Annotated in this window: 18 protein-coding genes; 8 read left to right on the top strand and 10 right to left on the bottom strand. The window is 41.3% G+C overall.

Going from position 1 to position 21,930, the window contains the following annotated elements; all coding sequences use genetic code 11:
* Nucleotides 1-84 precede the first annotated feature (84 nt).
* Both ACFFRD_RS09620 and ACFFRD_RS09625 read left to right on the top strand, forming a co-directional pair.
* The gene (locus ACFFRD_RS09620) at nt 85-1,278 is read left to right on the top strand and encodes a glycosyltransferase family 4 protein (RefSeq protein ID WP_114080430.1); all 1,194 of its coding nucleotides are present in this window, start codon (nt 85-87) and stop codon (nt 1,276-1,278) included.
* Nucleotides 1,279-1,437: 159 nt separating this feature from the next.
* The gene (locus ACFFRD_RS09625; RefSeq protein ID WP_114080429.1) at nt 1,438-3,684 is read left to right on the top strand and encodes a polysaccharide biosynthesis tyrosine autokinase; all 2,247 of its coding nucleotides are present in this window, start codon (nt 1,438-1,440) and stop codon (nt 3,682-3,684) included.
* Between the two features lie 295 nt (nt 3,685-3,979).
* Here the strand turns inward: ACFFRD_RS09625 and ACFFRD_RS09630 are convergent, their stop codons facing one another.
* The 5 genes from ACFFRD_RS09630 to fabI all read right to left on the bottom strand — a co-directional run bounded on the left by ACFFRD_RS09630 (nt 3,980) and on the right by fabI (nt 10,963).
* The gene (locus ACFFRD_RS09630; protein ID WP_392481293.1) at nt 3,980-5,401 is read right to left on the bottom strand and encodes a choice-of-anchor Q domain-containing protein; all 1,422 of its coding nucleotides are present in this window, start codon (nt 5,399-5,401) and stop codon (nt 3,980-3,982) included.
* A 909-nt stretch (nt 5,402-6,310) separates the two neighbouring features.
* Nucleotides 6,311-7,786 (bottom strand): SLBB domain-containing protein, encoded by a 1,476-nt coding sequence (locus ACFFRD_RS09635; protein ID WP_114080427.1) that lies wholly within the window; start codon nt 7,784-7,786, stop codon nt 6,311-6,313.
* 535 nt (nt 7,787-8,321) lie between these two features.
* Nucleotides 8,322-9,305 (bottom strand): ABC transporter ATP-binding protein, encoded by a 984-nt coding sequence (locus ACFFRD_RS09640; RefSeq protein ID WP_392481294.1) that lies wholly within the window; start codon nt 9,303-9,305, stop codon nt 8,322-8,324.
* Nucleotides 9,306-9,445: 140 nt separating this feature from the next.
* Nucleotides 9,446-10,081, bottom strand: coding sequence for an imidazoleglycerol-phosphate dehydratase HisB (hisB, locus tag ACFFRD_RS09645; RefSeq protein ID WP_114080425.1), 636 nt, complete (start codon nt 10,079-10,081; stop codon nt 9,446-9,448).
* Nucleotides 10,082-10,186: 105 nt separating this feature from the next.
* Nucleotides 10,187-10,963, bottom strand: coding sequence for an enoyl-ACP reductase FabI (gene fabI / locus ACFFRD_RS09650; protein WP_114080424.1), 777 nt, complete (start codon nt 10,961-10,963; stop codon nt 10,187-10,189).
* A gap of 379 nt (nt 10,964-11,342) precedes the next feature.
* On the opposite strand from fabI, the gene ntcA reads away from it, so the two are divergent.
* From ntcA to ACFFRD_RS09665, 3 genes are all read left to right on the top strand, one after another.
* On the top strand, nt 11,343-12,014 hold the full coding sequence (ntcA, locus tag ACFFRD_RS09655; protein WP_010998529.1) for a global nitrogen regulator NtcA: 672 nt from the start codon (nt 11,343-11,345) through the stop codon (nt 12,012-12,014).
* Nucleotides 12,015-12,182: 168 nt separating this feature from the next.
* Nucleotides 12,183-13,673 carry a DUF3084 domain-containing protein gene (locus tag ACFFRD_RS09660; RefSeq protein ID WP_114080423.1) on the top strand — a complete coding sequence of 497 codons (1,491 nt, stop codon included), beginning with the start codon at nt 12,183-12,185 and terminating at the stop codon, nt 13,671-13,673.
* A gap of 115 nt (nt 13,674-13,788) precedes the next feature.
* The gene (locus ACFFRD_RS09665; protein ID WP_392481295.1) at nt 13,789-14,244 is read left to right on the top strand and encodes a pre-16S rRNA-processing nuclease YqgF; all 456 of its coding nucleotides are present in this window, start codon (nt 13,789-13,791) and stop codon (nt 14,242-14,244) included.
* Between the two features lie 302 nt (nt 14,245-14,546).
* Here the strand turns inward: ACFFRD_RS09665 and ACFFRD_RS09670 are convergent, their stop codons facing one another.
* Together ACFFRD_RS09670 and ACFFRD_RS09675 are read right to left on the bottom strand one after the other, a co-directional pair.
* Entirely contained in the window at nt 14,547-14,816 is a 270-nt protein-coding gene (locus tag ACFFRD_RS09670; RefSeq protein WP_372726526.1) for a DUF3146 family protein, read from the bottom strand.
* 305 nt (nt 14,817-15,121) lie between these two features.
* On the bottom strand, nt 15,122-15,883 hold the full coding sequence (locus tag ACFFRD_RS09675; protein WP_392481296.1) for a hypothetical protein: 762 nt from the start codon (nt 15,881-15,883) through the stop codon (nt 15,122-15,124).
* A 159-nt stretch (nt 15,884-16,042) separates the two neighbouring features.
* Between ACFFRD_RS09675 and ACFFRD_RS09680 the strand changes: the two genes are divergently transcribed.
* The 3 genes from ACFFRD_RS09680 to ACFFRD_RS09690 all read left to right on the top strand — a co-directional run bounded on the left by ACFFRD_RS09680 (nt 16,043) and on the right by ACFFRD_RS09690 (nt 18,703).
* A complete protein-coding gene (locus ACFFRD_RS09680) occupies nt 16,043-16,909 on the top strand; it encodes an aldo/keto reductase (RefSeq protein WP_392481297.1) in 867 nt (288 codons plus the stop codon).
* A 389-nt stretch (nt 16,910-17,298) separates the two neighbouring features.
* Nucleotides 17,299-17,844 (top strand): photosystem II reaction center PsbP, encoded by a 546-nt coding sequence (gene psbP, locus ACFFRD_RS09685; protein ID WP_392481298.1) that lies wholly within the window; start codon nt 17,299-17,301, stop codon nt 17,842-17,844.
* Nucleotides 17,845-18,109: 265 nt separating this feature from the next.
* A complete protein-coding gene (locus ACFFRD_RS09690) occupies nt 18,110-18,703 on the top strand; it encodes a Maf family protein (RefSeq protein ID WP_392481299.1) in 594 nt (197 codons plus the stop codon).
* A 22-nt stretch (nt 18,704-18,725) separates the two neighbouring features.
* Here the strand turns inward: ACFFRD_RS09690 and dhaL are convergent, their stop codons facing one another.
* The 3 genes from dhaL to ACFFRD_RS09705 form a co-directional block, all read right to left on the bottom strand.
* Entirely contained in the window at nt 18,726-19,373 is a 648-nt protein-coding gene (gene dhaL / locus ACFFRD_RS09695) for a dihydroxyacetone kinase subunit DhaL (RefSeq protein WP_392481300.1), read from the bottom strand.
* Between the two features lie 42 nt (nt 19,374-19,415).
* A complete protein-coding gene (dhaK, locus tag ACFFRD_RS09700) occupies nt 19,416-20,492 on the bottom strand; it encodes a dihydroxyacetone kinase subunit DhaK (RefSeq protein ID WP_392481301.1) in 1,077 nt (358 codons plus the stop codon).
* A gap of 422 nt (nt 20,493-20,914) precedes the next feature.
* On the bottom strand, nt 20,915-21,790 hold the full coding sequence (locus ACFFRD_RS09705) for an MBL fold metallo-hydrolase (RefSeq protein WP_392481302.1): 876 nt from the start codon (nt 21,788-21,790) through the stop codon (nt 20,915-20,917).
* Nucleotides 21,791-21,930 lie beyond the last annotated feature (140 nt).

A 21,930-nucleotide genomic window follows, 5' to 3' on the forward strand; every position in this document is an offset into this window, starting at 1 on the left:
TATGACTAAAATTTACCCAAAAAAGGCAGATTTTAGAATTGACAAGTCAGTGTTTTACTAAACTGATTAAGAGTTGAGATTATTATGGCATTACCTAAAAAAGTACTAATTATCGTTGAAAATCTGCCAGTTCCCTTTGATCGGCGGGTATGGATGGAAGCAACTACTTTGCAAAAAGCTGGGTATGAAGTTAGCGTAATTTCACCAACAGGTAATGGGTTTGAGAAATCTTACGAGATTATTGAGAAAATTCACATTTATCGTCATCCTCTACCACCAGAAGAAAGTTCTGTTCTTGGTTATCTTCGAGAGTATAGTTGGGCGATTAATTGGCAATTCCGTCTAGCTCAACGGGTATGGCGAGAGCGGGGTTTTGATGTTATCCATATTTGTAATCCGCCGGATTTACTTTTTTTAGTAGCGGTATGGTTTAAATTATTTCATCGCATCTGGGTTATCTTTGATCATCATGACCTCAGTCCGGAGATGTATGAAGCTAAGTATCAACGGCGGGATATTTTTTATCATGGATTATGCTGGGCTGAACGCTTGACCTATGCCACAGCAGACATAGTAATTTCAACGAACGAGTCGCACCGAGAGGTAGCTCTTACCCGTGGGCACAAGAAACCGGAGAAGGTCTTTGTAGTTCGTAGTGCGCCTGACCTTTCCCGTTTTCACCGAATGCCCCCAAATCCGAATTATCGTAGAGGTAAGAAGCACTTGATAGGATATATGGGTGTCATGGGTGAACCAGAGGGAATTGATTATCTTCTGAGAATAGTATATTATATTACCCAGAAAAAAAATCGCCAAGATATTCACTTTATGTTGATTGGTAGTGGGCCAGCAGCCGAAAAACTTAAAGTTTTATCCAGAGAGTTAGGAGTGAGTGAGTTTGTAGAATTTACAGGGTTTAAGCAAGGGGAGGAACTTTTAGAAAGGCTTTCCAGTTGTGACGTTTGTGTAGAACCCTCCCCAACATCTGCTTATAACGAAAACTGCACCATGAATAAAATCCTCGAATACATGGCGATGGGAAAAGCAATTGTCCAGTTTGATTTGCGAGAGGGAAGACGTTCTGCACAGGAAGCATCTCTTTATGCCAAGCCTAATGATGAGGTTGAATTTGCTGAGAAAATTCTAGAGCTTCTAGATTCTCCTGAACTAAGAGAAAAGATAGGAGCCGAGGGACGACTGAGAATGGAGAAGATTCTTGAATGGCAATATCAAGCTCCGAAATTGTTAGAGGCTTATGATAAGATTTGGCAAAGCTAGTTGGCATTGTTGTGCGACAATGGGAACTAAATTTATAACTTAGATAGTCTATACTATTGTCATATTGTCAAATCGCATCATTCTTGTCAATTGCAGTGGTTTGTGCATTCTCTAAGTCTTTTTTAGTTTCTTACTTAATATCTGTATTTGGGAAGATTTATGTCAGAAAAATCTACGGAATCTAGAGAATCTATTGATTTAGACCTCAGTCGTTACCTATTCATATTGAAACGATGGTGGCTACCTGCTGCTGCGATATTTACAGCTACAGTTATTCTCAGTGCTATAGCTACACAATTTATGAAGCCATCCTATGAAGCCGAAGGAAAACTATTATTTAGAATTCCTTCTTTTAAAGTAGTAGGATCTAGTCTTTTGCCTAGTAATACAGAAGGAGGAGATGCAGGGGATTTAAAATCACTGCTAGCAACTCAAAATCCGATAAACACTCAGATAGAAGTTATTTCTTCCCCTGCTTTATTGCAGAGGACAATAGATAAGCTACAACTGAAAGATAAAGAAGGTAAACCTCTAGAAGTAGAAAAGCTGCGGAAATCTTTGACCCTGAAAATTGTTAGTGCAACAGATGTATTGCGAATTAGCTATACCAGCCCTGACCCCGAGCAATCAGCAGCAGTGGTCAACACAATAATGAGTCTTTATTTAGATAATGATATTCTGACAAATCGCTCTGAGGCGGCAGCAACTCGTCAATTTATTGCCAGGCAGCTTCCTAAAACTCAAGAAGTTGTTAATAATACAGAAGTAGCACTACGTATATTTAAACAGAAGTATCAGATAGCAGACCTGTCAGAGGAGACAAAGTCAGCTGTTTCAACTATTGGAAATCTAGACAATGAGATGAATACTGTTAAGGCTCAGCTGGATGAGGTAAACGCCCAAACCAATGAACTGCGCCAGAAAGTAGAGCTAAATTCTCAGGAAGCGATCGCTGTGAGTGCCATCAGTCAGTCACCGGCAGTGCAGGGAGTTCTTGCACAACTTCAAGAAACTGACCGACAGCTGGCAATTGAGCGTAGCCGTTTCCTAGATGACAACCCTGTAGTTGTTAACTTAGAAGCAAAGAAAGCTAGCTTAAAATCTCTCTTACAACAGCAAATTGGTCAGACTGTTGGCAATAAAACAGAAGTTTCACAGAACCTATTACAGATTGGAGAACTAAGACAAAACCTGATCCAAAATTTTCTGCAGTCAGAAATACAGCGCATTGGTTTAGCAAAAAGACTCTCCTCTTTATATAACTCCCGTTCTATATACGAAAAGCGCGTTAAACTCATACCCCAACTAGCACAAAATCAGAGGGAGTTAGAACGAAAAGTTGAAGTCGCAGAATCAACATATCAAACTCTGTTAAAAAAGGTTCAAGAATTACAGTTAGTTGAGAATACAAATACAGCCAGCTCGCGGATTATTGCTCAGGCTATAGTGCCAGATAAGCCTGTAGAAAGCAAAAAAATTATTGTTTTAGTGCTAGGAGTAATGTTCGGTTTATTCTTGGCTACTACAACAGTTCTTGTTCTAGGTATGAGAGATAGATCTCTGAAAACCCTTCAAGAAATCAGAGATATATTTAGATATACTTTGTTAGGCATTGTGCCTTTGTCTGTTAAAAAGATTCGCTCCCGTTATTCAAACGCAGAATCAATAAATCAAACAATTGCTGTCAGAGATACGCCTTACTCTTTAACTAGCGAAATGTACAGAATGATTCAAGCGAATCTGAAATTCCTGAGTTCAGATAAAGTGCTGAAAACTATTGTGGTAACTAGCGCAGTTCCTAAAGAAGGCAAGTCTACAGTTTCAGCTAATTTGGCAACAGCGATCGCTCAATTAGGACGTCGAGTTTTACTAATAGATGCAGATATGCGAGTTCCTTCTCAGCATCATCTGTGGGAAGTAAGTAATGCAGATGGCTTGAGTGAAGTTCTTATAGGTCAGACTGAATTTGATGTTGCTTTATCTAAAGTAATGGATAATCTTGATGTCTTAACTGCTGGCTCTAGACCTCCCAATCCACTTGCTTTGCTTGACTCAAAGCGAATGGCATCGCTAATTGAAAGTTTTTCATCTCAATATAAATATGATTTTGTAATTATTGATGCTCCTCCCTTGCTTTTGGCAGCCGATGCTTTGACTATAAGCCAAATGACTGATGGGATTTTGTTAGTAGCTCGACCTGGGGTAATTGATTCTAACAGTGCATCTGCTGCTCAAGAAATGCTAGAGAGATCCAGTCACAACGTATTAGGTTTAGTTGTGAATGGTATCATTGATAAAAATGAATCTAGTAGTTATTTCAACCATGTTAAACAATACTTTACTCATCAAGATTTGGCAAAAGAGACAAAGCTAAAAAAACGTATTCCAGACAAAACCTCTGTATAAATTAAGTTAAATAAATTAGGATTTTGTCTTACCAGTTAATTTAATACCATAACTGGTAAATAATAGTAGAGGATTAATTACACATAACTTGGCTGAAATTCTTGCCTAGTAAAACATCAATAATTAATTTTGTTGGGATACTTGTATCATATCTGTTTAATTATTTAGCCAAAAAACAATAAGCCTACTTTCACAGGTAGGCTTATTATTTTGTATAACTCTAGACTTCAGCCTGACAGAACTAAATCCTGTGTTGTAGATTGTTGGGTGTAGATTTCAGGACACAATATTACGGTTACTGATATTCGTGTGCCCCAATATCATATCCAGCACCGACAGGACGAGGTTTACCAAAATAATCATTTTTCAAATTATTCCACTTAAAACCATTATTGATGGCCCGACTAGTTCCCTTTATTCTAAAGTCACCACCTGAGGGATTTACAAATTGTGGATCTGCCATAATATCATTAGGTCCCACAGAAACCGCACGAGAACCATTGTTGTTGTAGAGGTTGTAGTTAAAAGTAGTGTTGGTACTTTTATTATTCGTGCTTATTGTTTTGTTAGGCGCAGCATAAATGATGTTATTGATAACTTTGACATCACCTGAATAATTACTCATTATTTGTCCGTGAGTAATTTCCTTAGTCTGGTTATTCAGATAAACTGTGTTGTGGACAATATCCACATGGTCGCTTGCAAAGGTATGAATGCCCGTACCACCATTTTTATATGAGATATTGTTGGCAATCAAAGTACGTCCTTGATACCCATTATCTCGTGACTTATCAACAATAATACCATTACCGTCTTGGAACTTTCCATTGTAATACCAGGGAACAAACATTTGATTGTTGTAGACTTTGTTTCTGGTAACATACATCCTATAGTTCTGGTTCTTATCATAATTCCAATTGTTGAGCAGTGAAATGCCACTAGCCCCATACGGAGAGTACCAGGCATTATTATATACCTCGTTGTTGTCCACTGTTACATAGTCCGATTCAATAACTGAAATACCCCCACCACCACAATCATGTACCTTGTTGTTGAGAATACGTATGTGGTGGGGACGACCATTTTTTCGTCCATCTAGATTTATGCAGTTTCCACTCGTCAGTGGGTTGGATTTATTATACTTCTGACTCAACGCATAACTCAGGGTTATATTGGTATTGTTCCCTGCAACCTCCAGACCATTTACCTCAATATATGAGGCTCCATTCTCAATGGAAATTCCATTCCATCCATTGTGCTGGATTTTTGGCTTATCTCCAGGATATGCCTTATAAGTAATCCATGAATTTGCCGTTCCAGAGCGTTTAATTACTAGTACTGAGCCATTGGGGTTACTATTCTTGTATACTCCGTCCATGATCAGTACTGTAGTGCCAGGACTAGTTAGGTCTGCTGCTCTTTGAATTGTCCTAAAGGCAGATGACGGAGTGAGTCCGCTATTTTTGTCGCTTCCGCTACCACTAACATAGTATGTTGTAGTTGTAGCCTGGCTGAGCAGCTTGCGACTTGGTAGTGGTGTGCTTTGATCGGTGGATAACTGACGAACGTCTTTAACTAAAGACTCTGTTATTCTCTGTCCTTGAACCAGACCTGTTAACGCCCAGGGGAGTACAAGAGATGCACTTAAACTGAGAAAGCCTAAACCATGAATCATCATAGGGAAAAATAGGGTATATTGCAAAAACTGAATCGTCAACGGTCAGTAACTCTAGCCTTGGTCAGTAAGTCAGTATTGGATACGGTCGTGTAACTGCCATTTGTAAGTTTATAAACGGTTTATCAGGTTTACACCTGAGCATTTCCACGCAAAAATTGCTGAAATGTCTTTCTAAGTAGTGTTAAAAAAAGGCAGCCATCTGGTAAAATTACTGAAAAGTTTTCAGTATGCAGAGTCATCCCATTAATGGACACTAACCAACCGTACAAATGACATCATTTCCAATTGGACATCATTCTACTGTGTATACGCGGTATCTGTAGTTAAGATAGTATATCTGTCATTAAACAGTTATTTTACTTAAATAATTCTTATGATAATGATAATTATATGGAGGAACCAAGTCTTGCAGGGAGTAGATTATACAATCTTTACCTTCTAAAGTATTCTCATTATCATAAAAAATCAGAGTAACTAAAACAAAGTTTTAAAGGGTATATCAATGACAAATTCAGAAACTTCAGTGATAGCTTTCGGTTTACGGAATTTGAAGCTCAGTAATAAGGCTTAGACTTTTATAAAATTTAGTATAAAATATAAAGAATTTATTATGTACTCTAGTATTCTCTTATCCTATGGTCAAATAAGAGTATCTGGAAAGCGTTGGGGAGAAGTGTATTTCATTTACTGGCAACTGCTGTAATTTAACTAATACTTACGCGTAAGAGAGACTCGCTTTTTTTTTAAGAGGGATCGAGCTTTCTTGTTTTGAGTGCGTAAGTTCAGTTAATAAAAGAGGTGGTTATTGTGGAGGACAGTTCAAGAGAGATAAATATTGCTCTCTCGCAAGGGAATACACCAAGAGCAATCTTTTTGACTATATATATATTGTAATTTTGGGGACGGAGAAGTTTAACCAACGCCCCCAATTTGCATCTGTGTCTAAAACTAGAGTCCGAACAAGTTCAGAAGATTAAAGATAACACCGAGAGGACCAGTTATAGTGTTTATGGTATCGCCAGTCTTAGCGGAACCCGATCGGTTAACTACCACAACATCATTATTGCGGAGTATGGGATTAGTTTGCTCATTAATGCCAGCAGAAAAATCCACTTTTACTATGCGTTTAGTGACAGAACCGTTAGGGTTGAGGCGAATCAAATCAACAGCACTGCTACTAGCTCTGGCATCATTAAATCCGCCAGCTGCCAGTATAGCTTGATTTAAAGAGCTATTCGGCTGAACATCTGTTAACCCTGGTTTTTTAACTTCACCTACCACGCCAACTTGAATGCGTGTAGGAGACAAAGTAGTGGTAGCTAATTGAGTAGCTTCTGCGGGGTTAATCTCAGTTGCCGTCGGAATAACAATCGTATCTCCGTCTTGCACGATGATGTCTTGACTAGCATCGCCACTCTGCAATAGTTGCCAAAGGTTAATATCTATAGCTTGTTCTGAGCCAGTTCTTGTAAGTCGACGTAGCCTGAGATTACGAACATCAGCCTGTGCTGTAATTCCTCCAGCTAGTTGAATAACCCGTGTCACATTTGGTAGACCATTGGGATTAGCAGTACCACTGTTAGTTGCTGCGCCCCCCTGAGCATCTGTGCTGGCTGGGGTGACAAGATACGAACCGGGACGATTAACTTCACCGATAATTGTTACCGTGCGAGGCGTGGTTTGGCTGGCAGCAAAGTTAGATGCAAATATATTACGAGATTCTGCCACGTTGAAGTTGGTTGCTGTTGGTACAACTATGGTGTCTCCATCACGCAAGGTAATATCCTGTGATAACCTCCCCGTTTGAATGAGTTCCTTCAAATTGACGCTAACGGCTTGCTCTGAAGAACGTCCTATTTTACGCCTTAATTGAATTTGACTCACATCCGCAGCCAAGGTTACGCCCTGTGCTGTTGTCAATGCGGCTAATACAGTGGGGTACTGTACGCCTGGATTGTCTCCCGCGCCTCCGCTCAAGCTAAGAGTGTAAGCTCCTGGACGTGTCACTTCTCCGGCAACGAAAACATTGATAGGACGAGGCGATAACAGATTGACTGAGATTAAGGGACGTTTGAGGAAGCGAGCATATCTTCTAGCAATTTCGTCAGCAGCCTGTTCAGTTGTTAGACCGAGGACTGACACACTGCCAATTAAAGGTAGGTTGATTGCTCCACCTGGGGGAACTTGGTATTCTCCTGTATATTCAGGTACTTCAAATACATTTACCCGGATGCGATCGCCGCCTCCTAATGAATAATTAGTATCTAATTGTGTTTGTGTGCTTGGTGTTTGTGTAGTTGGTGGTAATGGTTGTCCCTGAGCTAGACTCGCAAATGTCACAGCGACATTGACAGCACTTAACAAAGCCACACCCACAACTGGCTGAGTTAGGAATTTGAATTTAAACAAACTTGTGTTAAGCATATTTACCTTAGATTCTGAAACTACGATTAATAAAGTACTGTCTAAACATTTTTATTTTGACTATACCTAAGTATTCAAGTTCCCCAACACTCTTATTTTCCCCGAAAAGTGTAATTTTCCGGAGGAAATTTGTTTCTTAAATTTGAATTTTTAGTGAAGTTATTTTAAAGTTGAGCAAACTTGAATATGGGGATTCTCAAAAAATATGTGACTTACGCAGATAAACGCAGTTTATATAAACAATTGTCTGTTATGTAAATTGGTACTTACGAATAACCCATTTCTACTAAAGTCAATTAAATGACACTTAAACTGTGATTCTAAATATTCTATTAGTAGTAATTTTTGCAAAAATTATGAACTCCATTATTGATTAACTACAAATAACCTTGAAAAAGGTGGGAATTTAGTTGTTTGTGAGTTGGATTGAGCAAAGACAAACTCAAAAAGGCTGAAATTTAAGGTTATTCTGTAAAAAGATACCACGTATATACGTTGCTCAAACAAATCTAGAATTGAGTATTTGGCAACGAAATTAATTAACTGAGTTATTTTTTCTTTGAATTTGTTGAATAAAAAACTCTTCTAGGGAGTAACGCGACAAGTTCATGGCAATAATTTTACCTTCCATCAGACGAACACTAGCGAGGAAATCATAGTAATCGTCTTGTAGTGTACCTTGCCAGGAACCATCAGGTTCAAATCTGAGAGTGGGTATCCATTTTTTGAGAATTTCCCAGTCACCACCTTGACCTTTTACATGATATGTGTTGTCTACGCCTAACAGTTCATTAAGGGAACCAGAGCAAATTAGTTCACCTTGAGCAAGGATGGCAATGCGATCGCAAATCTGTTCTACTTCACTAAGAACATGGCTATTGAAAAAAATCGTCTTTCCAGCAGCTTTTAGTGCCAGGATGATTTCCCGCATTTGGTAACGTCCCACCGGATCAAGACCAGACATCGGTTCATCCAGAAAAACCAAATCTGGCTCGTTAATTAGCGCCTGCGCCATACCAACACGCTGTAGCATTCCTTTTGAGTAGCGGCGTAAAAGTTTTTTGCGAGCATCAGCTTGGGATAAACCCACTAATTCCAGCAGTTGGGGAATGCGTTGGCGTTGGACACTTTGGGGAATTTGGAATAGTCCAGCAGCTAGCTGCAAAAATTCCCAGCCAGTGAGATAGTCATACAAATAGGGATTTTCTGGCAAATAGCCAATATGTTGCTTAACACTGCGATCGCCTATAGGCTTATCCAATAACAATCCCCGTCCAGAAGTGGGATGAATAATTCCCAGCAACAATTTTAAAAGGGTGGTTTTACCAGCACCGTTTGGACCTAGCAACCCAAAGGTTTCGCCTTTGTAAACCGTTAAAGAACAGTTTTTGAGAGATACGACTTTTTGATTTAGCCAAAAACCAGTGCGATAGACTTTTCGCAACTCAGAAGTTAGGACTACTGGCGGAGTGTCTACCATATTAAGTTGAGAATCAGGGTCATCTGCAACAGACTTCATCTTGGTTCAACCACTAATTACCAGCTTGGTATTAATTACAAGTTACCTAGTAGGCTGATAATAACCATCACCAAGCCGTGTGTCAATTATTGGGGATTGGAGACTAGAGAGGAAATAACTAATGCCTCATTTGACTACTTTCAGAGAACGCCTTTAGAACTGGGAATTAGACCAGCACGACGGGGGTCAATCTCCACTGCTAGCCGTGTTGCTCTTGCAAAGGCTTTAAATGTCGCCTCTATGATGTGGTGGGAATTAATGCCATCCAGTTGCCGAATGTGCAGTGTCATTTGGCTATGGTTCACCAGTGCCACAAAGAATTCGCGCACGAGTTGGGTGTCGTATGTTCCTACGCGCTGGGTAGGAATTTGCAAGCCGTAGCTGAGGTGAGGCCGTCCCGAAAAGTCCAACGCTACCTGAACTAAAGCTTCATCCAATGGCGCAAGAAAATTACCAAAACGGACAATACCTTTTCTGTCGCCTAGTGCTTGGTTGAAAGCTTGGCCTAAAGTAATGCCTACATCTTCGTTGGTGTGATGGTCATCAATTTCCCAGTCTCCCTTGGCTTGGACATCTATATCAATCAGCCCGTGGGAGGCAATTTGATGCAACATGTGATCCAAAAACGGAATGCCTGTTGCTGCCGTACAAGTTCCTCTACCATCGAGATTGATGGTAACTTGTACATCAGTTTCACCAGTAGTACGGTGAACAGTGGCAATCCGAGGGGTTTTAGTTGACTGGTCGTAGTTTGAATTAACTTTGCTAATTTGCATTGGGAATGGGGAATGGGGAATGGGGAATGGGGAGGGAATGACTAATGGGCAAGAATTTTACTAATACTCAATGCCCAATGCCCAGTGCCCCATGCCCCAATTATCTTACATTCCCATAATTTCATATCCTGCATCTACATATAGAACTTGTCCGGTAATACCACTGGACAAATCACTACATAAAAAAGCGGCAGTATTACCCACTTCTAGCTGAGTGACAGTACGGCGCAGGGGGGCTACTTCTTCGACATGATGGATCATATCCAAAATTCCACCAACTGCTGAAGATGCTAAGGTGCGGATGGGGCCTGCGGAGATGGCATTGACGCGGATATTTTGCGGCCCTAGTTCAGCAGCTAGGTAACGCACGCTCATTTCTAATCCTGCTTTCGCAACTCCCATAACGTTGTAGTTAGGAATTGCTCTAACACCGCCTAAATATGTCAGCGTGACGATACTACCTCCCTCAGTCATCAAAGGTTTCGCTGCACCACTTAACTGCACCAGCGAGTAGGTACTGATTTCTAAGGCAGTGTTGAAGCCAGAACGAGAGGTTTGGCTAAAGTCTCCACTTAAATCGTCTTTACTGGCAAAGGCCAGACAATGGATGAGAATGTCTAGCTTCCCCCATTGCTCACGAATTGTCTCAAAGGTAGATTGAATCTGTTCTTCATCTTGGACATTACAAGGAAGAAATAAGCTTGGGTTGAGGGGTTCTACCAACTCCGCAACTTTTTTCTCCATTTTGCCGCGTTCATCCGGCAGGTAGGTAATACCCAGGTTTGCTCCGGCTTTATGCAGCTGTTGGGCGATGCCCCAGGCGATCGAGCGGTTATTGGCAATACCTGTAACAAGAGCATTTTTTCCAGTCAGATTCAGCATAGAAATTGTTAATGCGATCGATCATTAGGAGCATACTAGAATCTGAGGCACGTTTGTCTTTGTTTTATACAGGATTTGCAAAAATGAATATTGAGAAGGGTGTTTGCTATGACAAAAATCTTGATTTTTCCTAAAGATTTTCTCAAGATATCTTTATTTGTTCTTTAAAAAACCCTTTTTAATACAGTTATTGGAACTACTTATCAACAATTAGTAGCTGAAAGGATCAACAATTATGTATCATTATAAACAAACAGTTATGAAGCGATTAGTTTGAGTATAGGAAAGTACAGAAAGGTTGACGGTGCTTTATTCATTTTTCGGGTGTATTCTTAGGTAATCAGTTTTTGTTTTTCCGGCATTGGGTAGGGGAAGGGAGATGATCGTGACACAAGATAAAGCCCTAGCAAATGTATTTCGTCAGATGGCGACCGGGGCGTTTCCGCCAGTTGTGGAAACGTTTGAACGCAATAAAACGATCTTTTTTCCTGGCGATCCTGCCGAACGAGTTTATTTTCTTTTGAAAGGTGCTGTTAAACTTTCTAGGGTGTACGAGGCAGGAGAGGAAATAACAGTAGCATTGCTTCGGGAAAATAGTGTTTTTGGTGTTTTGTCATTGCTGACAGGAAATAAGTCGGATAGGTTTTACCATGCGGTTGCATTTACCCCTGTGGAATTACTGTCAGCCCCAATTGAACAAGTAGAGCAAGCACTCAAGGAAAATCCAGAATTATCAATGTTAATGCTGCGGGGTCTTTCTTCGCGCATTTTACAGACAGAGATGATGATTGAAACTCTCGCTCACCGAGATATGGGTTCTAGGTTGGTGAGTTTTTTGTTAATTCTTTGTCGGGATTTTGGCGTTCCTTGTGCTGATGGGATCACTATTGATCTGAAGTTATCTCATCAGGCGATCGCAGAAGCAATTGGTTCAACTCGTGTTACCGTTACTAGGCTACTAGGGGATTTGCGTGAGAAAAAGATGATTTCTATCCACAAAAAGAAGATTACTGTGCATAAACCTGTTACCTTAAGTAGGCAATTCACATAAAATCAATCGGAGAAAGGGGAATCGGCGCGTGTTCTATTTTGAAAGATGACACTAATAGCTAGAGGTAAATCTAAAATTGAATAATTTCAGCTATTGCCAACTTCCACTTCTCCGCAGACAATGCTTAAAAGTAGTAGGCTGTATCTGGAAGGATTTCGGTAGCTAAAGATGACCACCGGATACATCCTCATCGCAGCAATTTTAATCTTGGGAGGCGTAATTGCCACCGTGGGCGATCGCATCGGCACACGAGTTGGCAAAGCCCGCCTCTCACTTTTTAAGCTTCGTCCGAAAAATACTGCTGTAGTGGTAACTATTTTTACGGGCGGTTTGATTTCAGCATCAACATTAGGAATTTTATTCGCTGCCGATGAAGGCTTGCGAAAGGGAGTCTTTGAATTAGAAGATATTCAAACAGACCTCAGACAGAAGCGAGAACAGCTAAAAACCGCAGAAACTCAGAAAAGTCAGGTAGAAAGTGAGCTAAATCAAGCAAGAATTGCCCAAGCAAAAGCACAACAAGACTTACAGGCAATTAATCAGTCTTTACAGGCAGCGAATGCCAAACAACTCCAAACACAAGCTCAGTTGAACCGCACCATTAGTCAACAAGCTCAAACTCAAACTCAACTCCAACGCACTCAAGGTCAGCTAGGACAAGTTGTAACTCAGTACCAAAAAGCTATAGCTGAGTTGCAAAGCGTTTCCAATCAAAGAAAAGAGCTACAGGCGGCAGTTGAACTACTGAAGACAGAACGACAAAGACTGTACGCTGAAGCGAAAAAAGCGATTGACGAAGCCAAAACAGCTATTGAAAAACGCGATCGCGAACTGGCTAACCGTCAAGAAGCCATAGAACAACGCGATAAAAAAATTGGCCAACTCGATCAATTGATTCAAAAGCGGAATGTAGAAGTTGCAGCACGAGAGGAAGTGATTGCCAAACGGGAATCGCGCCTGAAAGAATTGGAAGCGCAACAAGAGCAACTAGAACTAGAAGTTGCCAGGCTGGAAAAATATTATCAGTCTTACCGAGACCTGCGTCTAGGTAAGTTGGCCTTAGTTCGCGGTCAAGTTTTGTCTGCTGCTGTAATTCGTGTTACCCAACCTGCTGCGGCTCGTCGGGCAGTGGTACAACTTTTACAAGAAGCCAATCGCAACGCCAACCTCGAATTAAGTGAGCCTGGGGCAAATCCTGCCAATGTAGAGCTACTACGCGTGACTCAGGATAGGATTGACCAATTGAGCAAGCAGATTAGCGATGGTCAAGAATATGTGGTGCGAATTTTCTCGGCTGGTAATTACGTCAGGGGAGAAAAGCAGATAGAGTTTTTCGCCGATACAGCGCGAAATCAATTGGTTTTTTCGGGAGGCGCAGTCCTAGCTACAACTAGTGCCGATTCCAAAACCATGACATCCTATCAGTTACAGCAAAGGCTGGAAATACTGATTTCTGCTTCCCAATTTCGCGCTCGTAATGCCGGAATTGTCGAGGATGTGCAAGTAGAGGGGACTTTCTTGCGCTTTGTCGCCCAATTAAGACAGTATAATCAACCCTTAGAAATCAAAGCGATCGCAGCAGAGGACACTTATACAGCCGGGCCATTGAGAGTAAAATTAGTGGCAATAGTCAACGGAAAAATTATTTTTAGTACTTAAAACATTATTTGCACACTGTTATTAGTAAGATTTAAACATATTCAACAGCAGTCAAAATAGTTGCTGTGATTGCATTTATTGATTTCTAATTCTCAATTTTTATTTTTAATTTCTTATGACTTTACGCGAATTTTCGCCAACGCAACCAGTCATATTAGGGTTTGATCCAGGTCGAGATAAGTGTGGGTTAGCGGTGATGGGACTGGATCGACAATTGTATTATCATCAAGTCGTGCTAGCAAAAGAGGCGATCGCTACCATTGAAACACTGCGTCAACAGTTTCCGATCTCCTTGATGGTGATGGGCGACCAAACTACAGCCAAGCAGTGGAGACAAAAATTATATCAGGAATTGACAGAACCTCTGAGTATTATTTTAGTGGATGAGCGGTACACAACCTTAGAAGCACGCGATCGCTATTGGCAAATGTTCCCACCCAAAGGGCTAACAAAGCTATTGCCACAAGGTCTACGACAGCCTCCAAGACCAATAGATGACATTGTTGCCATTCTCTTAATCGAAAGATATTTAAACCGCCTCACAGAATCAACACTCAGCAGTCAAGAGTGAGGATTGACATACTCCCCGGCGTGTTCGCCCTTGGCCTTCCCGTTCGCGCAGCGTCTCCGTCAGGAGAAGGGTACGCACTCTTAAGAAGGAGTAATGAGTAATAAGTAATAAGTAATGAGTAAATACCCATTTTTCATCCACTCATTACTCATTACTTGAAAGCATTGTGTGAAGCACGGGGTTTCAGACCTATATTTTTGATGAGATCCTTAACTCTTGTACAGACGCGATTAATGAGCCAGCGCGTTGCGGGGGTTCCCCCTGTTGTAGCAACTCGTCGCGTCTCTCCTAATTCCTAACTTTTAAAGTTCCGCCCGAATAGTAAAAGCATAATCTCCTCCAGGCTCTAGCTGATAATCTTGTTGCTCCAAAAATCGACCAAGGGGTTCTTTGATTAAAGCGCGGCCTTGGGAAGGCTTGACGGCAAGTTCTCCCCGGCGAAAATGCCACTGGAAATGCCACTCAAATTCACCTGCACTCACTTCACCCTCAAGGAAGCCGTGTTGCCAAGATTGGCGGGTGATTCTGACATGGGCAATAGTTTCTGGCAGTCGTCTTTTAGCACTCACAATGCTTTATGTCAAGTTTAGAATAACAGCCAATCATGTAGGCTTCTTATTTTATGTACCAAACATAGTCTAAATAGACAAACTGACAAAGTGAGTATTTTTAGTTGAGTCAGAATGGTACTAATGGAGAATGCTGGATGTAAAATTTCAGTTGAAAGTGACTCAAACTTCTTTAATCTAAGCGTTTCGTGTCTATATAGCAAATCCTAAATCATTTTTGATAGACAATATCCCCAGCTTTCTAGATAAGTCAGCGATCTATGACTTCAGTCTATGGGCATAGTGGTAAGTAGTGGGGATAGTTTTTGTTAAAGTTTTAGAAATGAGAGTATCCTAGAAACTGCATATCTAACGCTTCTTTCATCAGTGTATTGTGGATTGATTGGAATTTCTTTGAAAGATTTCAGCACAATTACAGACCGATAAAGCTTAGAGTATTTATATTGCTTTTCTTGGATGTCAAAACGCAGAATATTTTCTAGTGGATGTTCAATAACTTGATTGCCACGAAGACTTTTACGTTCGATAAAGACCTTATCGATACTCTTATAGAAGGTGCAGGTAGTTACAGGTGATGTTGCAAAAAAAGCAGCGACCGCCATGATAATTAATATAGATAAACTTAAGAAAAATAGATAATTTTGCTGATTTTGCTGTACCAATAGAGAAGTTTTACTAGAGTTGATAAAATCGTTGGTTTTCAAGGTAAATTCTTGATTTTGTTCATAGCTAAGATGGGATAAAAGAGGAAAATCTTTAAATGGAGTCACAATTATAACCTGATAGCTTTTCGACCCTTTGCTGCCAGTCTTTGTGAGAATGTATGCTTCACTGGGATCAAACATTCTGAGTTTCTCCATCCTTCCCAGCAAATTAAACCGTCTCAATTCACAATTAATTTTGCTTGGCGAGAGGCGATCGCAATTGAGACTGATTGAAGCAGACTCAAAAAATAAGCAGTAAATCAAAAAGCTTAAGCAGGCAGTAAAAATGCACCACCCGATGAACCAATATCTGAGTGGTTGATGCTTTAACTGCAATCTGGTACGGGTTTCCTCGACAATTTTCATCGGTGCTTGTGTATAGAATACTTAACCCCTGAGTAGAGTATTCCCTTAGTAGCCCATTCACTTATCACCAAATCTAAGTACTAGGGAGGATTTATGATAAATCGCTCAAAAAGCTTTGACTAGCTGGGATAATTGGGTCAGAAAGCTATAGCTAGAAGCATGGAAACCAAACAGCTAGGAAAAACTGGTGTATTTGTAAGTGCGATCGGTTTGGGCGGTATGCCCATGTCAATTTCTAATCGCCCTCCTGAATCGCAATCAATCGAAGTTATTCATCGGGCTTTGGATTTGGGTATTACATTTATTGACACTGCCGACTCTTATTGCAAAGATGAGTCTGAAAAACACCACAACGAGCGACTAATTCACAAGGCGCTTACTAGTTACAAAGGCGATGTTAGCCAAGTAATTGTGGCAACTAAGGGTGGTTTGATGCGTCCCGATGGCAACTGGACAAGCAACGGCAACCCAGAACATTTGCGCGAAACAATTCGAGTCAGTTTTGAGGCGTTAGGTGGTACTAAACCCATCGATGTTTGGCAATACCATTCTCCCGATAGTAAGTACACCATTGAAGAATCCCTTGCGCCAGTGAAAGAAGCAGTAGAAGCAGGTTTGATTAGGTTTGTGGGAGTTTCTAACTTTTCCGTTGAACAAATTAAGCGGGCGCGAGACGTAGTAGATATTGTCTCAGTGCAGAATCAATACAGCCCTTGGCAACGACAGCCAGAAAAGGACGGCGTGTTGAAGTATTGCGAACAGCAAGAATTGACATTTTTGCCTTGGAGTCCCTTTGGTGGTAAACGTCGCCATCAGGATTTACAAGACATTCATGCGATCGCTAACTTAGCTAAAGAAAAAGGCGTGTCGGTATATAGTATCGTTCTAGCGTGGTTACGCTCCAAATCGCCCGCTATTTTACCAATTCCTGGAGCTAGCAAGGTTTCTAGCATTGAAGACTCAGCACAAGCTATCAATGTGAAACTATCTGAAGAAGAAGTGCAAAAAATTGATCGCGCAACTTAATCATTTCACTAGCTAACTTAAGTAAGTGAGCGTAAATAATTGTCGTTGATATAAGGCAATATACAACAGGCAATAGGCAATAGGTATAAGGCTTTTAGCCTAGTTCATTTCTCTTTACATAGTTTGGTTTTATTGTGCCAACTTACTTAGATTTAGTAAAAGTTGTCAAAGATTTACGCTCACTTTTAGTTAGTTTAAGACAGCGTAATAACTTACTATTCTGGTATTTGATGAAATAAGGGATATGTAAAGAAACAGTCTTTCCAAAAACAGGCGATCGCTTAAGCAACCCCGAAACGCGTCATCCGAAGCGTCCCGCTTGGTGGGAGAATAAAAACGAGAAATGATGCAAGCCTGGTGTTGTCCCCAGCCCAAAGGAACTCGTATAAATGTGGAAAAGAATTGTATTAATTTTGCTATTGGTGTTGAGTTTCAGCCTGAGTAATTCTGATATAGCGGCTGCGGCTGGACTCAAAAGCTTTGTAGACACTAGTGATGGCTATCAGTTTTTATATCCTAACGGGTGGCTACAAGTTAAAGTTGCCAACGGGCCAGATGTGGTTTTCCACGATTTAATTGAGGTGTCTGAAAACGTTTCGGTTGTGATTAGCCCAGTTCCAGAAGGCAAAACTTTATCAGAATTGGGAACCCCAACAGAAGTAGGATATAAGTTGGGAAAAGCTGCTCTTGCACCTCCTGACTCTGGTCGTTCGGCTGAATTAGTCAATGCCGCAGAGCGAGAAGTAGACGGTAAAACCTACTACCTTTTAGAGTATGAGGTTAAACTTCCCAATAAACAGCAACGGCACAACATCGCCAGCGTCGCTGTTAGCCGTGGCAAACTTTTTACCCTCAACGCCTCAATTCCTGAAAAACGCTGGCAAAGAGTTAAAGGAATGATTGATGAGGTTGTAAATTCATTTACTGTCTATTAATTGGGAAATAGGGAATGGGGAATGGGGGATAGAGAAGAAATTTAATCACCAATCCTGGATTTCTCACAAGTGAGAAATGAGCGTGAGTGTGGGGGGTGTGGGGAGTGTGGGGAGAAAGAGGAGGAATTGAATAACTGCACATCAATGAACGCTGGCATTGCCTCCCACACCTCCCACACCTCCCACACTCCCCCCACACAATACTTGAGAAATTCAGGCAATGCCCCATATCCCATACCCAATTAACAAGTTTTTTATAAATCTCATGAAAATTCCACCCTTTGTACTTGCCTCAGCTTCCCCGGCTCGTCGCCGCTTGCTGCAAACTGTTGGTATTGAACCGATAGTTCGAGCTAGTGACTTTGACGAGTCGCAAATCCAATTAAGTGAACCAGCAGAATTGGTCAAAACTCTTGCCCAATATAAGGCGGAAACTGTAGCCCCGCAGTTTGAATCAGCTTTGATTATGGGTTGTGATTCAGTTTTGTCCATGAATGGTGAAATTTACGGCAAACCAGCAGACACTTCTGAAGCGATCGCCCGTTGGCAGATAATGCAAGGTAGCTTTGGCGACTTGTATACAGGCCACGCCTTAATTGACCTTGAGCAAAACCGCACTATAGTCAAGTCTCAAGTTACAAGAGTTTACTTTGCTCAAATGAGCGATCGCGCCATTGAAGCATACATTGCCACAGGTGAACCACTCAAGTGTGCTGGAGCCTTTGCCATTGAAGGTTTTGGTAGTTTCTTTGTTGAAAAAATTGAAGGCTGTCACAGCAATGTAATAGGACTCAGTTTACCCCTGCTCCGGCACATATTAGCGGAACTGGGATACGATGTCACTGATTTCTGGCAATAGTTATTGCGCCAATTGTTAATTTTCAATGGTCAGTTGTTTGGCCACTTTCCAATACCTCTAACAAACTTTTCAACATTAAATAAGCAGAAGTCCCTCCTGGATCTTGATGTCCGATACTTCTTTCCCCCAGATAGCTAGCCCGTCCCTTTTTGGCCTGCATAGGTATAGTTTCTTGTAACCCCTTTTGGGCTGTTGCTACAGCCTGTTGCATCGCTTCCAGCGTTCCCTTACTTTCTCCTACAGCTTGCCCAAAAGCGACTACAGCCGGAGATAGCACATCCACCATTGTTTTGTCTCCTAGTTGCGCTTTGCCACGTTGCAGCACGCCGTCTAAGCCTGCCTGGAATAGCCTTAACACATCTTGTTCTGTTAATTCTTGCTTATCTACTACTGCTGTACTAGCTCGTAAAAACCAGGTTCCATAAAGAGGGCCACTAGCACCGCCAATGGAAGAAATCAAGGTCATACTCACAGCTTTGAGAATGTTGCTGATGTCCTTGTCTCTAAGAGTTAGTAACTGAGTACTTACCTTTTTAAAACCGCGATCCATATTGATACCGTGGTCAGCATCTCCGATCGCAGCATCTAATTCTGTCAAATATGCTTTATTCTGCTCTATCTCGGTTGCATAAGCCTGCAACCATTGTAATATCTGCGCCTGGCTCAACATAATTCGTAATTTGTAATAACGCTCGAATACTCGCTAACGTAATTATGAAATTCCCCAGTGCCAACTTGGTGTTTTGACTGGTGCATCCCATAATCGGATCATCTCATCATCTAATTTCAGCAAGGTAATGGAGCAACCTTGCATTTCTAGAGATGTGATGTAAGGGCCGATTAAGTTTCGCACAATTTGCAATCCTTGCTGTTCGCAGATTTGGGCGAGTTTGCGGTAAACAATATATAGTTCGGAAACCGGAGTTCCACCCATACTATTGACGAAAGCTAATAAGCGATCGCCTTTGGCAAATGGGAGATTTGTTAGTTCTACATCTAGCCATTCTCCTTTGTTTTCATCCCACTCGCGCAGTGTGCGGCTGTATGCTGCATCTTCAAGGAGCGATCGCGTCAAAACTTCGGTAATCTCATCTGCTGCTTTGATGGCTGTACGTTCTATTCCTGGCTCACCGTGGATACCGATACCTAATTCGATTTCGCGATCGCTCAATTCAAATGTCGGTGTTCCATTAGCTGGCACTGTACAAGACGTTAAAGCAATTCCCATACTCCGCCCATTCAGATTAACTCGGCGACATAAATTTGCTATTTGTGGCAAATCATACCCAGCCTCAGCCGCCGCACCACAAATTTTTTCCGCCAGTATTGTTGTTCCTACACCCCGCCGTCCTTGGGTATAGAGGCTATCTTTCACTGCTACATCGTCATCGATCAAAATATTTAGCGATCGAATGCCTTCACTACGAGCTAACTCCGTTGCCATTTCAAAGTTCATGACATCGCCACTGTAATTTTTGACGATGTAAAGGATACCAGAGCCTCCATCTACAAGCTTTGCTGCTTCTAGCATTTGGTCTGGAGTCGGTGAAGTGAAAACTTCACCAGGACAAGCTGCATCAAGCATTCCTTTGCCCACAAAGCCAGCGTGCATTGGTTCATGTCCACTGCCACCACCTGAAATAATTGCTACTTTACCTTGTATAGGTGCATCGGCTCGATAAACAAAAGTGGGTTCATAGTTTACTTTAATTAAATCGGAATGAGCCGCCGCCATACCTTCTAGACTTTCGCGCACAAAGTCTTCCGGCTTGTTGATCAGCTTTTTCATAATCCGTGTTTGCTTAAAAGGGTTCTAAAACCCAGGTTATAGCGCTTCTTGTTTCTATGCAATAGAGTCTGACCTCTGTGTAAATCTCTGTTCTACAAAGCTTTAGTGTTGCATTAGTATTGCAAGTCGATGTATTAAGAACTTCCAAATAAAAAATATCCCAAAACTGACGCAAAAATTCTCTCTATTTATCTTCTCTCTGTGTTCTCTGCGTCTCTGTGGTTCGTTTATTTGGATAATTTATTTCTTGGAAGTCCCTTAGCATTGCAAGTCGATGCATTAGCATTGCAAGCCGATGCATTAACATTGCAAGCCAATGCATTGGCATTACAAGTCAAGATGTGGGGCAGCTTTAGAAAACTTTTGTATACATATCAGTAGGGGCGCAAGGTCTTGCGCCCCTACCGCGTGTAGCTGTAATGTCAATCCAAAGATTCCATGAACTCAATACACTTGTGCATCTGCTGGCGCATGGTTTCCCTATCGGCATGAAACCTTCGCCCATGACCTGGTAGTACCCATTCAAAAGAGTAATTAGCCAAATTCCGCATTGATTTAGTCTGTTCTGACCAAGAATACCAGCAGAAATCGTGGAATGCAGCCAATTGATGCAGGCTTTCTGACCAGGCGAGATGGTCGCCAGTGAACAGGAACTTATTTTTGTAGAGTAGGACTGTTTGTCCTTTGGTGTGACCGGGAACAGGGATAATTAATAAATCTGGAGTCAAGGTAAATGCTTCAGAACCAGTTAGCTGTATTTCTACATTGCGAGTATCCGTAGTAATATCATCAGCATGAAGGATGCGATCGCACTGAAAATGCTCCGCAAACTTTTGATGATCTGCCACATCATCTTTATGAGTTAGGTACATATAACGAATCGGCCCCAGTTCTTCTAAACGCTTGACTAAAGGCGGCGTAAACCGGGGAGAATCCACCAAAATATTACCTTCTGGAAGTTGAATTAAATAGCTAGCAGCACCGTAAGATTTTTCAGAATGATAGCCGCAGTGGTAAATATTTTCCGCCACTAATATTGGAAACTTTTGTTGAGCAACTTTGATATCTTTTGGTTTTTCAACAGTCCCAATAGAACTAGTAGGACAAGCTAAAAGTGCTTCAAGTGCTGCTAATCTTTCTGTATCATTCGTTGGTTGATGATAAACTGCCGACTGTTCATCAACACGAGAAAACACTTCAGGAGTCATCCAGCGACAGGTATCACAATCAATACAGGTAGTATCTACATAAAAATCGCCGTTGACATTTTGGGAGCGACGCTGATTTAAATGTGCCATATTAATCCTTTTGCCTCCAGCCGCTTACTGGAGAGCAATAAATCCTATATTACTACGCTAGCAAAAGTGATTTGAGATTGTAGATGCCACTAGAAGTAAATCTGCTCAAAAATATTAAGTCTCGTGAAACCCAGTCAGCA

The organism is Nostoc sp. C110, from assembly GCF_043099725.1.
GTDB classification, from domain to species: domain Bacteria; phylum Cyanobacteriota; class Cyanobacteriia; order Cyanobacteriales; family Nostocaceae; genus Nostoc; species Nostoc muscorum_A.

Coding starts and splice junctions, on each gene's coding strand:
- ACFFRD_RS09680 (WP_392481297.1), top strand. CDS start 16,043: ATGGAAACCAAACAGCTAGGAAAAACTGGTGTATTTGTAAGTGCGATC.
- hisB (WP_114080425.1), bottom strand. CDS start 10,081: ATGCAAATTAGCAAAGTTAATTCAAACTACGACCAGTCAACTAAAACC.
- ntcA (WP_010998529.1), top strand. CDS start 11,343: ATGATCGTGACACAAGATAAAGCCCTAGCAAATGTATTTCGTCAGATG.
- ACFFRD_RS09690 (WP_392481299.1), top strand. CDS start 18,110: ATGAAAATTCCACCCTTTGTACTTGCCTCAGCTTCCCCGGCTCGTCGC.
- ACFFRD_RS09665 (WP_392481295.1), top strand. CDS start 13,789: ATGACTTTACGCGAATTTTCGCCAACGCAACCAGTCATATTAGGGTTT.
- fabI (WP_114080424.1), bottom strand. CDS start 10,963: ATGCTGAATCTGACTGGAAAAAATGCTCTTGTTACAGGTATTGCCAAT.
- dhaK (WP_392481301.1), bottom strand. CDS start 20,492: ATGAAAAAGCTGATCAACAAGCCGGAAGACTTTGTGCGCGAAAGTCTA.
- ACFFRD_RS09705 (WP_392481302.1), bottom strand. CDS start 21,790: ATGGCACATTTAAATCAGCGTCGCTCCCAAAATGTCAACGGCGATTTT.
- dhaL (WP_392481300.1), bottom strand. CDS start 19,373: ATGTTGAGCCAGGCGCAGATATTACAATGGTTGCAGGCTTATGCAACC.
- ACFFRD_RS09660 (WP_114080423.1), top strand. CDS start 12,183: ATGACCACCGGATACATCCTCATCGCAGCAATTTTAATCTTGGGAGGC.
- ACFFRD_RS09675 (WP_392481296.1), bottom strand. CDS start 15,883: ATGAAAATTGTCGAGGAAACCCGTACCAGATTGCAGTTAAAGCATCAA.
- ACFFRD_RS09625 (WP_114080429.1), top strand. CDS start 1,438: ATGTCAGAAAAATCTACGGAATCTAGAGAATCTATTGATTTAGACCTC.
- psbP (WP_392481298.1), top strand. CDS start 17,299: ATGTGGAAAAGAATTGTATTAATTTTGCTATTGGTGTTGAGTTTCAGC.
- ACFFRD_RS09635 (WP_114080427.1), bottom strand. CDS start 7,786: ATGCTTAACACAAGTTTGTTTAAATTCAAATTCCTAACTCAGCCAGTT.
- ACFFRD_RS09620 (WP_114080430.1), top strand. CDS start 85: ATGGCATTACCTAAAAAAGTACTAATTATCGTTGAAAATCTGCCAGTT.
- ACFFRD_RS09640 (WP_392481294.1), bottom strand. CDS start 9,305: ATGAAGTCTGTTGCAGATGACCCTGATTCTCAACTTAATATGGTAGAC.